Annotated in this window: 13 protein-coding genes; 5 read left to right on the top strand and 8 right to left on the bottom strand. The window is 49.3% G+C overall.

Annotated elements, in window-relative coordinates:
* Positions 1-361: 361 nt before the first annotated feature.
* From BV910_RS04155 to ybaK, 6 genes are all read right to left on the bottom strand, one after another.
* The gene (locus BV910_RS04155) at positions 362-1,828 is read right to left on the bottom strand and encodes a phytoene desaturase family protein (RefSeq protein WP_078146444.1); all 1,467 of its coding nucleotides are present in this window, start codon (positions 1,826-1,828) and stop codon (positions 362-364) included.
* 26 nt (positions 1,829-1,854) lie between these two features.
* Positions 1,855-2,922, bottom strand: a complete 1,068-nt coding sequence (locus BV910_RS04160) for a glycosyltransferase family 2 protein (protein ID WP_078146445.1) — start codon at positions 2,920-2,922, stop codon at positions 1,855-1,857.
* Positions 2,919-3,617 (bottom strand): lysophospholipid acyltransferase family protein, encoded by a 699-nt coding sequence (locus BV910_RS04165; protein ID WP_078146446.1) that lies wholly within the window; start codon positions 3,615-3,617, stop codon positions 2,919-2,921. The genes BV910_RS04160 and BV910_RS04165 overlap by 4 nt, the downstream gene beginning before the upstream one ends.
* A complete protein-coding gene (locus BV910_RS04170) occupies positions 3,583-4,332 on the bottom strand; it encodes a carotenoid biosynthesis protein (RefSeq protein WP_074037647.1) in 750 nt (249 codons plus the stop codon). Before BV910_RS04170 ends, BV910_RS04165 begins: the two co-directional genes overlap by 35 nt.
* A gap of 89 nt (positions 4,333-4,421) precedes the next feature.
* Positions 4,422-5,120 (bottom strand): CDP-diacylglycerol--serine O-phosphatidyltransferase, encoded by a 699-nt coding sequence (pssA, locus tag BV910_RS04175; protein ID WP_031421233.1) that lies wholly within the window; start codon positions 5,118-5,120, stop codon positions 4,422-4,424.
* A gap of 19 nt (positions 5,121-5,139) precedes the next feature.
* The gene (gene ybaK, locus BV910_RS04180) at positions 5,140-5,604 is read right to left on the bottom strand and encodes a Cys-tRNA(Pro) deacylase (RefSeq protein ID WP_078146447.1); all 465 of its coding nucleotides are present in this window, start codon (positions 5,602-5,604) and stop codon (positions 5,140-5,142) included.
* Positions 5,605-5,748: 144 nt separating this feature from the next.
* Between ybaK and BV910_RS04185 the strand changes: the two genes are divergently transcribed.
* Positions 5,749-6,489 carry an enoyl-CoA hydratase/isomerase family protein gene (locus BV910_RS04185; RefSeq protein WP_240499870.1) on the top strand — a complete coding sequence of 247 codons (741 nt, stop codon included), beginning with the start codon at positions 5,749-5,751 and terminating at the stop codon, positions 6,487-6,489.
* Positions 6,490-6,513: 24 nt separating this feature from the next.
* Here the strand turns inward: BV910_RS04185 and BV910_RS04190 are convergent, their stop codons facing one another.
* On the bottom strand, positions 6,514-7,872 hold the full coding sequence (locus BV910_RS04190; RefSeq protein ID WP_078146449.1) for an MATE family efflux transporter: 1,359 nt from the start codon (positions 7,870-7,872) through the stop codon (positions 6,514-6,516).
* A 159-nt stretch (positions 7,873-8,031) separates the two neighbouring features.
* On the bottom strand, positions 8,032-9,816 hold the full coding sequence (locus BV910_RS04195) for a glycoside hydrolase family 13 protein (protein ID WP_078146450.1): 1,785 nt from the start codon (positions 9,814-9,816) through the stop codon (positions 8,032-8,034).
* Between the two features lie 370 nt (positions 9,817-10,186).
* Here BV910_RS04195 and BV910_RS04200 point away from each other — a divergent pair, with 370 nt between their 5' ends.
* From BV910_RS04200 to BV910_RS04215, 4 genes are all read left to right on the top strand, one after another.
* Complete coding sequence (locus BV910_RS04200; RefSeq protein WP_078146451.1) at positions 10,187-11,452, top strand: extracellular solute-binding protein; 1,266 nt, start codon at positions 10,187-10,189, stop codon at positions 11,450-11,452.
* A 105-nt stretch (positions 11,453-11,557) separates the two neighbouring features.
* A complete protein-coding gene (locus BV910_RS04205) occupies positions 11,558-12,910 on the top strand; it encodes a sugar ABC transporter permease (RefSeq protein WP_015880983.1) in 1,353 nt (450 codons plus the stop codon).
* A 1-nt stretch (position 12,911) separates the two neighbouring features.
* Positions 12,912-13,745 carry a sugar ABC transporter permease gene (locus BV910_RS04210; RefSeq protein WP_015880984.1) on the top strand — a complete coding sequence of 278 codons (834 nt, stop codon included), beginning with the start codon at positions 12,912-12,914 and terminating at the stop codon, positions 13,743-13,745.
* A 23-nt stretch (positions 13,746-13,768) separates the two neighbouring features.
* Positions 13,769-15,271, top strand: a complete 1,503-nt coding sequence (locus tag BV910_RS04215; RefSeq protein WP_015880985.1) for an alpha-amylase family glycosyl hydrolase — start codon at positions 13,769-13,771, stop codon at positions 15,269-15,271.
* Positions 15,272-15,308 lie beyond the last annotated feature (37 nt).

Here is a 15,308-nt window from a genome sequence, read left to right on the forward strand (position 1 = left end):
GTGGCGTAAGCGTTATGTGATTCATTCATCGGGGAAACGAATGAATCGGTTTGTGATGAAGCCCTAAAGATGTGCCGGGATTCATGGGGAATGAATCAGTTGGGACATCTTCGTCGAAACAGGATGCTTGATGGACTAAGGGGGAACATCATACGCAAGCTGTCTCAACTACGGGATACGAGTGGGGAAACTCGCTCATCACTTTTTCTCGGGTGTGACAAGTTCAAAACGCGATGAGGCTCGGGGAAGCCATTCGATCGCTACAGGTGTAACAAACGCTACAGAACTGCTTGAACTCGAATATGATATTATCACGTCTTTCAATTGTCGACAAGTGTCGAAACTCGCGTTCACAAAATGTTCATATTGTCAGAGGTATGTCCTCTAACATCGATCGTGCAGCGAATTGTCCTGAAAGCGTCACCATCGGACTGCCACCGCCAGGATGAGTCGAACCGCCAGCGAACCAGATGTTCGATACATCTGTCGATCGCGGTGCAGGTCTAAAAAATGCCCCTTTTTTCGAGTTGGCCGACGTGCCATAAAGTGCGCCATAATACGCATAAAAATCGCGAGTCAAATCTTGTGGGGTCACCCGCTTATGGTAGAGCACCTCTTCTTCTTCCCAATCCACACCGAACATACGTAATCGTCTGCGAATCAAATGCTCATACGTATCTGCATCAATTTCGGTCAGATGTGCCGGAGCATTGACGAGGATGAACAGGTTGTCTCCTGCCTCGCCCATCGACGGATCGGTTGCGGATGAATTCGAAATATAGATTGTCGGTTCGTCTGCATAACGTTCTTCTTGGAAAAGTGCTTTAAATTCCCTTTCATAGTCGTCTGAGAAATAGACGTTATGGTGTGCCAAATTCAATCGTTTGGACAATCCGACCATCATGACGAATGCGGAAATCGAAGGTTCGACGGTATCGCGTGTCGGGACTGGGAAAGATGGGCGGTCTTTCGCGTCAACGAGTCGCGGGTATTGCGTCAAGAGTTCACCGTTGAGAAGAACGGCATCACACGAGATGACTTCTTGGTCATCGACGACGACCTCATGTGCTTTTCCGTTCAATACATCAATTTTCGTCACTTCATGACCGAGTCGGAACGTCACTCCGAGTTCGCTCGCCCGTTTGGCGAACCCTTTTGCGATATTCCAGTTTCCACCTTTCGCAAAATAGACGCCTTCATTCAATTCCAAATGTGCGATAAGGGCGAACGTACCTGGTGTCACGTATGGGCTGCTACCAATGTACGTCGCATAGCGGTCGAGCGCCTGAATAATGCGTGGGTCCTTGAAATACTTCTTGTGAAGGGCGTGCAAACTTTGAAGTGGATGCACTTTGACCATGTCCGCCCAAAGACCGGGATCCAACTTTGTGTCCATTTGTGTGAAGAAGCGCTTATTCGCAATGTCGAACAGCTTTTCCGCTTCATCTAGATAGGCACGCATCTGATTGTGTTTCAACTGGTCACCGGTCAAACGCCGTACTTCGACCTCAAGTTTTGCCCGATCGGCACTGAACGTGAAGGATGAGCCGTCTGTGTAGTGGTTGACGGTATGTTGATCGAGCTTGATTAACTCAAAATAGTCATCCGGATTGGCCCCGCTATTTCGAATGACTGAACGAAATACATCCGGCATCGTGATCGTATTTGGACCAAAGTCGAACCGGTGACCGTCGGTTATAATGGGCATGAGTTTGCCACCGACATGTTGATTCTTTTCAATGACCGTGACGTCATAACCTCGTGCTGCGAGCGTGACGGCGGCGCTTAGTCCACCGAGACCAGCCCCAATCACTATGATTTGTTTCATACAATTGTCCCCCTTTAGACGTCTGCTTAGAAATAGTGACGACCTTTCCACGTGATGGGCAACCGTCTCCATTTACGAATGACGGCATTCCCGAGTAAGGTCAAGTAAGCGATTAAACTGAGTGGATGGTACCATGTACCGGACCCATTTGATTTCAGATCGACAGCGAGACGCGCGAGGAGCACGAAAATCGCTGCGCTAATCGTCTGCCAACTCGGTGAAAAGATCCAAGCGAGCATAGCCGTCAACTGGATGCCGTAATATGTCATGAAGTACAAGGCGAGTCCTACTGATTCATTCATTCCCTTGAATACGTTCTTTGAAAACCCGGTCCACACTTCTTCATTCGTTTCATACATGTCGCAGGAGATGAACGGGGAGACTTGAACGAGTGACGTGACTTTTTGATGACGTTTGAACGTTCGACATAAATCGATATCATCAATCAACGACGTTCGAATAGCAGCATGTCCGCCAACTTCCTCGTAGCTGTTCCGCTCGACGAGTACGTTCATGCCATTCGCCGCGGCAAATGCGGGGTGTTTCACTTTACGCCAAAACAAAGGCAGATGTTGGGCGATGAGCACGTGTTGCATCGGAATCAACAATTTCCCGAGAAATGTGGATGTCGGAAATTGAGGGAAACCTGATAAAAAGACGGCCTGCTCTCGAGCGAGCGTGGCATGCATGCGGGCGATAAAACTCGAATCGATCGTGACGTCCGCATCTAAAAAGAGAAGATACGGTTCAGTCGTGCGTGATGCTAGTTGATGACAAGCATGAACTTTTCCGGCCCAGTCATGGGGCAAAGGAACACCTTGGATGACGGTAAAACGGGTATCGCTCCCAATTGCATGATTCAATTTTTCATATGTATCATCTTCAGAGCGGTCCTCGTAGATATAAACATGAGTCCCATCCGGTATCGCCTGCTTTAAATTTGAAATCAGTCGATCGACGTGACGCGACTCATTGCGCATCGGGATGCAGACGGCTGTCGCCGGTGTGCGTCCTGGGTCGGCGAGCGGTCTCAAGAACGAAAGATTGATTAGGGTAAAGATAAACATCGAGAGGGTGAGCAGCCATAAGATCATGAACGTCCCCTCCCAAGTCGGAACATTGTTTCTGTCCATTCAGCAAGATTACGACGTGGTCGAAAGAGCGGAACATAGGCATCAGACCGAATGATGGCGTCTTGTCGCACGTCGTCATAGAGCGCCTCGAGTGCTTGCGCGATTTCCTGCTTCTGAGCTCGTCGTGTCATCGACGTCACGACTACTGTTCGAAAGCGGACATATACAAGGGGTTCCGCATGGTTCTCAAACGAATAGTACATGGCGCATAATTGGACGGGGCGGTCGTTCAGTAACAACGTTGCGCCAGACTCGATTTCGACAGGTCGAAGTTCCTGTGGCATCTCTTGTCCTTGAGGGAACATCCAGACGGATTTCCCGGACGCGAGCAATTCATTCGCATAAGCTAGTGAGACCCGTACATCGGAGAGACTTCCTTTTTTCACCGAGAAGGCACCGAGGTGTCGAAAGAACGGGAAGCGACGTAGTCCATCCTCATCCATCAACACATGAATATCGTGTCGTAAAAAATGTTCATTGATCATATACATGATGAGACCGTCCCACCACGCGCTATGTGTACTTAAAAATAATCCGGGGGTCGGAACGTCGTCCGTTCGGATATAAATGTTATGGAAGGTGGGACGTATTTGACGTTCCCGCACGAACGTCGAGAACAGGTTATTGAACCATTTCTTTTTGTGTGACTCGATCATCGCGCCCCCTCCTTTCAAGTAGAATCACTCCGGATGTGAGGATGCTGAGGAGCCCGATGCCATAGAGACCTGCATTGACAGCCGTGACACCGAAGAGTGCGTGAAGCATGACGAACAAATAGACGCCGTGCCGGATGAACAAGGAATCAACAGCGCGTTCGTGACGCTGTAACAACCATGAGAAAATAAGGGATAACCCGAACCAACCGATAAAGTTTTGTGTCGGGATATCATAGTATAAGCCGTCATTCGCCCATTCCCAGTAGCCTTTCACGTTTGCCGCTACGGGATCGATTGCCATATCGAGCCATACGGCGAGAATCGGAACGAGCCATAAAATATTGTGGCGGAATGTGAAGAGACGGGCAACGGCAAAACTAGAGCCAATCACGGCAAGCCATGCCGCACCGATTGTGACAGGAACTCCAAAAACTGTCGGACCGAACGCTTCAGCATAAACGTATTCACTGAACGGGAATCCCGTCTTTACGCCGAGTGTCTCCACAGCGATTGAACCGAAGAAAATAAACGGAACAATCCAAGCTCCTTGTCGAATTCCTTGATAAAGAATCGTTCCACCTATCGCCCCGGCTAGCCATAAAAAGACGGGGTTTGCCCACTCGAGCCAAGGTGGAAGCAGGTCGAATCCAACTAAAATCAACCCAATGAAATACCAAACAATAAACCATTTCCAAATAAACGGATACACTTTCATTCCATCACCTCTACTTTTTATTCTAAAGCTCATTGAAGTCTTCGTCTAACAAATGCATGTACAAAAAAGAGCCTCGCTGAACGAGACTCTCAATTGGCCATCCGTTTTCGTCTTTTCACGAACGAGAAGGCGATGAATAAGACATAGAACGGGACGGCGATGAACCAAAATGTCGGCCATTCTTTCCAACGTGCGAACATCATATACGTCACATAGACGAGACTGATGGTAATGATGAACGAGTGACGTGGCAATGGTACATCTTTAAAACTCGGGATACGAACACGGCTGACCATCAACAAGGCGAGCCCTGTGAAGAAAATCGGTGTCAACAGTTCACTGACGCGGTCACCGAACGTTGTGATGACAGCGAGAAGTCCCCCGGCGGCCGTGATCGGGACACCAGAGAAGTAACTCGCTGCAACGTTTGTCGCTGATAAATTGAAGCGAGCCAGACGATAGGCACCGAATAGCGGGAAAAGTGCCGCAAAAAACAATCCATAATTGCCGTAATCAATAAAGAAGGTGTAATAAGCGAGCATCGCCGGTGCGACCCCGAACGTTACGATATCAGCGAGTGAGTCCAATTCTTTCCCAAAATCGCCAGCGACCCCGAGCATACGGGCGAGGCGCCCGTCTAAACTGTCGAGCATCATCGCGATGATGATTAACAGTGTGGCGTTTGAGAAGTCACCACGTGCGGCGTAGACGATGGCGACGACACCACAAAATAAATTTCCGAACGTAAAGGAGTTTGGGACCCACGAACGGATACGTTCTTTCCACATAATTTTGCCCCCAGTAAGGTCATTGGCTGAACCAGTGCCCGTTTGTAAATTGCAGTAAATCTTCAGGTGTTAATTCGATTTGATAGCCGCGTTTTCCAGCAGAAATGGTGATTGTCTCTCTGTCTTGAGCTGCTTCGTGCAGATAGACAGGGAACGGCTTCTTCGCCCCAATCGGAGAGACTCCTCCTCGAATATAACCGGTCAATGTCTCGAGCTCTTTCATCGGGACGGTCGATGCTTTCTTCGCCCCCCAAGCTTTAGCGGCTGCTTTTAAATCGATGTCACGCTCTCCAGAGATGAGAAAGAAGGCATATTGCTTTTTCTCGTTCATGAGACAAATCGTTTTATACAGTTCGTCGAGCGGTTTATGCAACGTCTCCGCGACATGTTTGGCAGAGACATCGGTTTCATCGACTTCATACGTATGATAAGCGAACGGAATCTTCTTTTGTTTCAGTTGCCGAGCGGCGTTTGTCAGTTGCATCTGACTCATCCTTTCGTGACCGACTCCTTTTAGAATAGCAAATCAACCAACTTCCCGGCAATTGAACTTCAAAAAACTTTTCAGTAAAGGAAGGAGTTTGAAGCAATGACGAAGAAATGAACAGTGATTCATTTTGAAGGGGGAATGGAAGTGGAGACGATTCAATTGACGACACACAATGGGGTAGGGTGGTTGAAACTGAACCGACCTGAAAAGCTAAACGCCTTGAACGAGACGTTGCTTCGTGAAATGAAAACGGCAATCGACACATTTGAACAGGACGACGCCGTTCGCGTCATCGTCCTTGTCGGTGAGGGACGAGCGTTCTCATCCGGACAAGATTTAACGATCGAGAGCGATGCGGACTATGGGGAATATTTAGAAGACGTGTATCATCCGCTCGTACGTGCACTTTTCTCAAGTCGTAAACCGCTCATCGCAGGGATTCACGGTGTCGTGGCTGGAGCAGGGCTCAGCTTGGCACTCGCGGCAGACGTTCGAATCGTCGCCAAGTCGACGAAGTTCAGCTCGGCGTTCATTAAAATCGGGTTGGTCGCGGATGCGGGCGGTCCATATCACCTGCGTCGACTCATGCGCGACGACCTTGCGTTAGATTGGCTCTGGAGTGGCAGTACGATTGACTCGGAGGCCGCGCGTTCATTCGGGCTCGTCACCGAGCTCGTGGAAGATGCGATGTATACGGAGCGATTGACTTCATATGCGGAGACACTCGCTGCGAAATCACCGGTCGCTGTTCAAGGGATGAAGGCGCTCATGCGAGCCGCTTCATTTGAGGATGGATTGAATGAAGAAATCGAATGGCAACGGAAGTGTGGGGACACGGACGTGCACCGCCAAGCGATGCAGGCATTCTTGATGAAATAAAAAAAGCGGCCGCGGCCGCTTTTTTTACGTGGTTGATTTTGCTTCGAACTGGAAGCCTTTTTGTTGCCATGTCCCGTATTTCCAACGACGGAACGCGAAGAATCCGCGGAACCACTCATCGAGGGAGAAGGCGAGCCAAATCCCAAGGATACCGAGCCCCATTTGAAGACCGAACAAGTAGCTGAACGCCACGGCGACACCCCACATCGAGGCGATCCCGATCATGACCGGGAAGCGGACGTCCCCGACAGACTTCAACGACCCCATCAAGACGATGTTCATGGCGCGACCCGGCTCTAAAATGAGTGTCGCCCATAAGATGGGCACACCGACCGCGATGATGTCAGGGTTTGACGTGAAGAGACCGAGTAGCGATTCGCTGAACACCGCTAAACCGAGAGAGGCGACGAACGAAGCGAACATGGCAATCTTCAAGGTCTTGACGGCACGATGATAGGCTTCTTTAAAACGTTTCCCTCCAATATCCCGTGCGATCAAAAGCTGGGTCCCTTGCGCGACGGCGACGGTGAACAAGAAGGCAAGCATCGACAAGTTCATCACGTACACCCGAGCAGCGAGGGAAGCCTCGCCCATCGTCGCGATAAATCCAGTGATGATAATTTGGGATGCCTGATACGACAAGTTCTCCCCGGCAGAAGGAACACCGATTTGAAGGAGTGACTGGATGTCGTCTTTCTTCGGACGAATCACTTCTTTTAACGGGAAGCGAATCATGAGCTTCCGTTTGACGAGCCAGAACAAGAGAACCATAGCGGCGAATCGTGCGATCACGATGGCCCAAGCGACACCGGCAACGCCTGTGACCGGAAGGCCAAACCAGCCGGTAACGGCAAAAATGGCACCGACGGCGGTGATGATATCAATCAGAAGCGTCGCGAGCATGGCGTGTTTCGTCATCCCGTGACTCCGGAGGATCGAACTGAGCGCCATGATGAGTGCTTCGGTGAATAACGACAAGCCGACGATTTGCAGGAACAACAACCCGTGTGCAAACAGTTCGTCCGATAGACCGAACAGGCGTAAGAACGTTTCGCCGAACAAGAAGATGACGCCGACCATGATCGCACCGAGCCACATGTTCAAACTGACGGCGGAGCGGGCGAAGTCACGACTCTTCTTCATGCGCCCAGCCCCGATGGCCTGACCGATCAAAATGGTCGCCCCGACAGACGTCACACTAAAGACGATCAAGAACACGTTTAAGATTTGGTTGGCAACCCCGACGGCTGAGGCGGCGGCGTCTGAGTAGTGAGCGAGCATCAATGTGGCGATGATCCCGGTTCCCATATGGAGGGCAAGTTCGATGAAAATCGGCCACGACAGTTTGAACAGGGTGAGCTGTTCCGTTTGTTTCGTCTGCATGTAGTGTATTCTCCCTTTTCTCTATAATTCTTTCTGTTAACTATTTGTTTTATAAAAATGTCAAAGGTCATCTTACTCCTTATGAAATGAAAAAGAAAGGGGTTTGCTAAATTATTTTCAACAAAAAAATCACCCGAAGAAATCAGGTGATTTTCGAATTTATTTCAATTTCAGAATAGCAGCACTAAATGGCGCCAGTTCGATTTCGAGTGAGTCGAGGTCGCGGTCATGCAAGAGGTCCGTGGCTGCTCCTGTATAACCGAGCGGATTCAGTTTCGAAGCAGAGTCTGAGTTGTTGAAGTAAACCAAGTATGTCTCATCTTTCGTACACCGCTCGATGATGACCGCATTGTTCGCATCGTCGACCAGGTTGAAGCGATACGAGCCGGCATTTGCGAGCACAGGGTGGTCCTTACGAAGCTGGATGAGCTTTTGGATGTAGCGGAAGAGGTTACGGTCTTCTTCGGCTTCATCCCATGGCATACAGCGACGGCAACCCGGGTCTTGTTCGCCTTCAAGTCCGATTTCGTCCCCGTAGTAAATACATGGGCTACCTGTATAAGTCAGCATCGACGTCATCAAGAGTTTGAACTTGCCTTTATGTCCTTTCGCCCGTGTCAACGCACGAGGTGTATCGTGCGAATCGATCAAGTTGAAGGTGACTTCGTTGACGTTCATCGTGTTCATCATCTCGACACGCGTCAGCTCGTTACGGAACTCCGAAGCGGTCGTCCGGTCGAGGGCGAAGTAGTTCAAGCTCGCATTCGTGAACGGGTAGTTCATGACGGCATCGAACTGGTCACCTTGTAACCAAGGCTGTGCGTCGTGCCAAATCTCCCCGAGGATGTAGGCTTCCGGGTTCGCATTTTTGACCGCCGTGCGGAAGTCACGCCAAAACGCATGGTCGACTTCGTTAGCGACGTCAAGACGCCACCCGTCGATACCGAATTCTTCGACCCAGTAACGGGCAACATCTAATAAGTAGGCTTTTAACTCTGGATGCTCTGTATTGATCTTCGGCATGTTCTTTTCGAATGCGAAGGTGTCGTAGTTCGGCTTCGGCTCTGTCGCAATCGGGAACTCGCGAAGATAGAACCAATCGCGATACTCAGAAGATGGCCCGTTCTCGACGACGTCTTGGAACCATGGGTGATGATATCCGACATGGTTGAAGACCGCGTCGAGCATGACTTTGATGCCGTTCTCGTGCAAGAGATCGACCATCTCTTTAAATTTCTCTTTCGTCCCGAACTGCGGATCGATTTCCATATAGTCGAGCGTATCGTACTTATGGTTCGTCGTCGCTTTAAAGATCGGGCAGAAGTAGATGCCGGTGATCCCAAGTTCGACTAAATGATCGATATGGTCGATCACTCCTTGGAAGTCGCCACCGAAGAAGTTTGTCGTCGTCGGCTCTGTCGAGTTCCATGGGAGCGTCTCTTCAGGATTGAGTGAAGCATCGCCATTGGCGAAACGGTCCGGGAAGATTTGATACCAGACCGTATCCTTCACCCAGGACGGTGCATGGAAGATATCGATCGGGTTGATGAATGGGACACAGAAGTAGTAGCCCGTATCATCGAGCGGCTTCTCCTCGAACCATCCTTTTTCAGTGTAGACGGCCGTCTCTTGTCCATCATTCAAACGGAAACCGTAACGTAGACGTCGGAACGGCGGTTTGATAGCGATGAACCAATAGTCATAGGCGTCGTCAAACCCGATCTTCTCCATTGGAGTCTCGTATGTACGCCAGTAGCTCGGCTTGTCCGGATCGAAGTTCCACATGGCTGGGTCTTCAGCGTGCCAATCATATGGGTCGTTCCAAATCAAATCGACCGACTCGATATCGCCTCGCTTCGTATGGAAACGAATATGGATCGTCTCACGATCATATTTGTAGACGAACGGGGACATGGCACGATGATAAATCGCTTCTTTCATCATAAGGAAAACATTCCTTTCTTTATAGGGGATGACATCATTTTACAACATCGGGAATCCATGAGAACAGATGTTGCGAAAACGTTTGCTCAAGCAAAGGTTAATAAAGCGTTTACATTTTGTCAATTGCTGAAACGCATAAAAAGTGAAGATTTAAGAACAAACATTTGAAAATTACATAAATGGGTCAACAGACGTAAAAAAAGTGTAAAAAAAGACTTGTAAAACGCTTTCACAACTGTATAATAAAAATTGAGGTGAGGATGCAAACGTTTTCACTACCATGTCAATTTCGTAGCGGAGTTTTAAAATTGACGTGGTCGTGCGATTGCGCAAATCTGACCATACTATTTCCTTGGGGAGGTTTTTCATCATGAAGATGAAAAAAATGGTAGCAGGACTTTCAACAGCAGTATTCGCATTCGGTGCACTTGCTGCATGTGGTGGCGGAACGGACAACGGATCTTCTAACGAAGGTGGTTCTTCAAGCGAGAACAAACCTGAAAAGATCGTAGTCTGGGAAGACATCGAAAAGTCTGAAACAACGAAAGAAGTTGCGAAGGCGTTCGAAGAAGAGCATGGCGTAAAAGTTGAAGTTGTCGAAGTACAGATGACAGACCAAAAAGACAAGCTTGCGCTTGACGGTCCAGCTGGAAAAGGTCCAGACATCGTGCTCGTACCACACGACCAGATCGGTACAATCGCAGACCAAGGTCACTTGGCTCCAATCGCTGACGAAGGATCGCTTGACGCGTTCACAGACGCTGCGAAATCAGCTGTCATGTACGATGGTCAAGCTTACGGATATCCAAAATCAGTTGAGACACCAATTCTCATGTACAACAAAGACTTGATGGCTGAAGCTCCAGCATCTATGGACGACCTTTACAAGTTATCAAACGATGTGAAAGCTGACGGGCAGTACGGATTCCTCGCACTTTGGGATAACTTCTACTTCGCACATGGTGTTGTCGCTGGATTCGGCGGATACGTGTTCAAAGAAGACGGTGGCGCACTCGACCCAGCGGATATCGGTTTGAACAACGAAGGTGCAGTTGAAGGATTCGAATACATCGGTAAATGGTACGAAGAAGGCCTCTTCCCTAAAGGGTTGATCGGTGAGTCTGGTGGCCAAGCGATGGACCAACTCTTCACTGAGAAGAAAGCTCATTCAGTCATGAACGGACCATGGGCTGTGGCTGGTTACACAGATGCAGGCGTGAACCTCGGAGCGGCTCCAATGCCAACACTTCCGAACGGTGAGCCAATCAAGACGTTCATGGGTGTGAAAACATATGCCCTTTCAGCTTACACAGAAAACCAAGAGTGGGCTGAAATGTTCCTTCAAGAGTTGACGAATGAAGAAAACGCATTGGCAATGTTTGAAGCATACAACGAGATCCCGCCAGTAGCAGCACTCGAGTCGAACGAGACAATCACGTCGAACGAAGTTGCGAAAGCGGTATTCGACCAAGCAACAAACGCAATCCCAATGCCGAACATTCCTGAAATGGGACAAGTTTGGGAGCCAATGGCACAAGCACTTCAGCTTGTAGCAACTGGTAAACAAGATGCACAAAAATCTGCAGACGATGCAGTGAAAGTCATCGAACAACAAATCCAAGCGAACAACCAATAAGGAATTGAGATGAAGGGGTACGTCACATGGCGTTCCCCATCATTTTCTAGCATTGAGCAAACGTTTGCTTGATTGATTTGCTCAAATCGAAAGGAGAAACTGAGGATGGCTGCAATTGCGAACCCTAAATCACCGGACCAACGCCCGGACAAGCCTACAAACCATGCTCGGAACGCGGGACTACTTTCCATCATTCCGGGACTCGGACAGTTATACAACAAACAATACGCGAAGGCGGTAGCGTTCTTTATCGTCGTCGTATCTTATTTTGCCGTAAACTATGATCTATTTTTCAAAGGGGCGGGCGCCGGACCAGGTGACCGTGGAGGACTTTGGGGATTGATCACGCTTGGTGAAGTGCCAGGACCTCGTAACGACCACTCCATCTTCTTGATGGTCGAGGGGATTGTCGCGTTAATTTTACTTTTCTTCGGAATCGCGTTCTATGTTTGGAACATTCGTGACGCCTATCGTGTCGGTCGCGCTCGTGATCAGCATCTAAACCTTCCATCGTTCCAAATGCAACTTCGCAACTTGCGTGACCATGGATTCCCATACTTAATGTTAATCCCATCACTCATTTTGTTAGTGTTTACCGTTATTCTTCCATTGATTTTTACGTTCTTGATCGCCTTTACGAACTATCGCTACAACAACGCACCACCAGCGAAACTCGTCGAATGGGTCGGATTCGAGAACTTTACACGTATTTTTGAAATCGATATTTTCCGTGACACGTTCGTCGGCGTACTCGGCTGGACGCTTGTTTGGACGGTCGCTTCAACGACAGGTGTCATCGCAATCGGGATCTTCCTTGCGGTACTCTTGAACCAAGAAGGACTTCGCTTCCGTCGTTTGTTCCGTTCGATCTTGATTCTTTCATGGGCGGTCCCAGCATTCATCACGATCTTGATCTTCCGCTCGATGTTCAACGAATCGTTCGGGGTGTTCAATACGACAATCTTGCCGGCACTCGGTCTTGACCCGGTCAACTGGATGACCGATCCGACGGCGACACGTACGGCACTCGTGCTCATTCAATGGTGGCTCGGCTTCCCATTCATCATGACGCTCATGACGGGTGTGCTTCAGTCGATTCCTGGTGACTTGTATGAAGCGGCGACGATTGACGGAGCAACGATATTCGACAAGTTCCGCTTGATCACATTGCCGATGCTCTTGTTCGCGACAGCACCGATTTTGATCACGCAGTTCACGTTCAACTTCAACAACTTCAACATCATCTATCTCTTTAATGGCGGTGGCCCTGCTGTACCTGGACAAACGGCCGGCGGTACCGACATCTTAATTTCTTGGATTTACAAATTGTCTCTCGGTGCCAACCCGCAATACGGACTTGCGGCTGCGATCACACTCATCTTGTCATTCTTCATCATGACACTTGCCGTGATCCAGTTCCGTCGGACAAAATCTTTCAAAGACGAGGATATGATCTGATATGAAAAAACAAAAACGAATCAATTTGGCGATCTCGTATGTCATCTTGACGCTTGCGTCGATCATCATTCTCTATCCGATGCTTTGGGTTGTCGGTACATCGTTCAACCCGGGGCGTACGATTACGTCAACGATTATTCCGTCGAACCCGACGTTTATTCACTACAAAAACTTGTTTGACCTAACGATTTCGGATTATAGTTTATGGTATGTGAACACGTTGAAAATCGCTTTCATCACGATGGCACTCTCTGTCGTCTTGGTGACGATTACCGGATACGTCTTCTCACGTTACCGCTTCGTCGGACGGAAGAACTCGCTCGTCTTGTTCCTCGTCCTTCAGATGGTGCCACAGTTCGTTGCGATCATCGCGATTTATGTATTGCTCAACATGCTCAACCTTCTTGACACACATACAGCGCTCATCTTGCTCTATGCGGGTGGTGCGATTCCGATGAACACGTACTTGGCGAAAGGGTACTTCGACACGATTCCGAAAGAACTTGACGAAGCAGCCCGCATGGATGGTGCCGGTCACCTCCGAATCTTCTGGCAAATCATCTTGCCGCTCGCGAAGCCGATTGTCGCAACGATTGCTCTCTTTAACTTCATGGGACCATTCAACGACTTTATCTTGGCATCGCTCGTCCTTCGTTCACCAGAGAAACAAACGTTGGCAGTTGGCCTTTACAACATGATTTCGAAACAGTTCGATAATAACTTCACGTTATTCGCGGCAGGTGCGGTTCTTTCGGCCCTTCCAATCGTTATCTTGTTCTTCATGTTCCAACGCTACTTCGTTTCTGGCCTCACAGCGGGTGGTACGAAAGGATAATACTCGTAAAAGGAGGAAGCGATATGAGGCGAGGCGTCGTGCTCGTGCTCCTGTCGCTTCTTTTGTTTCCGACCGTCGTCGGGGCAAAGGAAGCCGCTACTTGGGAACAAGAACGCATGTACTTTATTATGGTCGACCGATTTGTTGACGGGAATCCGGACAACAATGAACAGGTGGACAAAGATGATCCGAAAGCGTTTCACGGAGGCGATATCCGTGGGGTCATCGAGAAGCTCGATTATATCGAATCACTCGGCTTCACATCGATTTGGTTGACACCCGTTTTTGAAAATATGCCGGACGGCTATCACGGGTATTGGATTAAAGATTTTTATAACATCGACCCACAGTTTGGGACGAAAGAGGATTTACAGGAACTCGTTCAGGAAGCGCACAAGCGCGACATGAAAGTCATTCTCGACTTTGTCGTCAACCACGTCGGTCCGAACCACCCATGGGTGGAAGAAAAACCGGAATGGTTCCACGAACAGTTACCGATTGTATTCTGGAAAGACCAGGAGCAAGTCGAGACGCACTGGTTGTTCGACTTACCTGACTTCAAAACAGAGGATCCGGAAGTCAAATCGTATTTGATTGACGCGGCGAAGTACTGGATCGAAGAGACGGACATCGACGGCTATCGCCTCGATACGGTTCGTCACGTCGATAAAGCGTTCTGGAAAGACTTTGTCGAAGGTGTGCGGTCGGTCGACCCAGACTTCTATTTACTCGCCGAAGTGTTCGACCCAGACCCGCAATACGTCGCGCAATATGACGATCTCGGGTTCAACAGCATCACAAACTTTACGTTTTATGACCGGGTGTCGAAAACGATGACGCAACAGCAAGCGAACGTCGATGAGATTGACGTTGCCGCAAGCTATGCCGAAACGTTCTTCAACGACCCGAACCAGATGGCGACGTTCCTCGATAATCACGATGTCGAACGCTTCATGCATATGGCGGAACTCGGCGGTGTGGAATCGGCGGAACGACGATTACGCCTCGGGTTGTTCGCGCTTTATGCGTCACCTGGTATGCCGATCGTCTTCCAAGGAACAGAAAATGCTCAGACCGGTGGAGCCGACCCGGCGAACCGTGTCATGACGGAATTCCCGGGAAATGAAGAGTTGCACGAATACGTCGCGACGATGAACCGCATGCGGGAAGAATATCCGGTCTTTGCGACAGGAGAGCAGCGCATGATCGCCTCAGAAGACGGGATGGCCGTTTTCGAACGGAAAGACGGAGATGACGTCGCGCTCTATGCGATCAACATGAATCGTGACGATCGGGAGATTGAGATCGATGTCAGTGAAATCGGGGAAGATACGAGACTTCGTGGTCTCTTATTCTCACAACTGGTCACAGATCAGCGCGGAACGTTTACAATTGAACTGTCTGGTGAAAGTGCGAACGCTTACATCGTTGAGGAATCTTCGGTCAATCCGTGGATGATGGGCTTGCTCGTCGTTACGATTCCGATTTTCTTGACTGGTTTGGTCATGTGGAAGCGCCGCAAATAAAGACATGAAACGCCGCAAGGCACGAATCGAACTCACG

Source organism: Exiguobacterium sp. HVEsp1 (assembly GCF_002009685.1).
GTDB classification, from domain to species: Bacteria; Bacillota; Bacilli; order Exiguobacteriales; family Exiguobacteriaceae; genus Exiguobacterium; species Exiguobacterium profundum.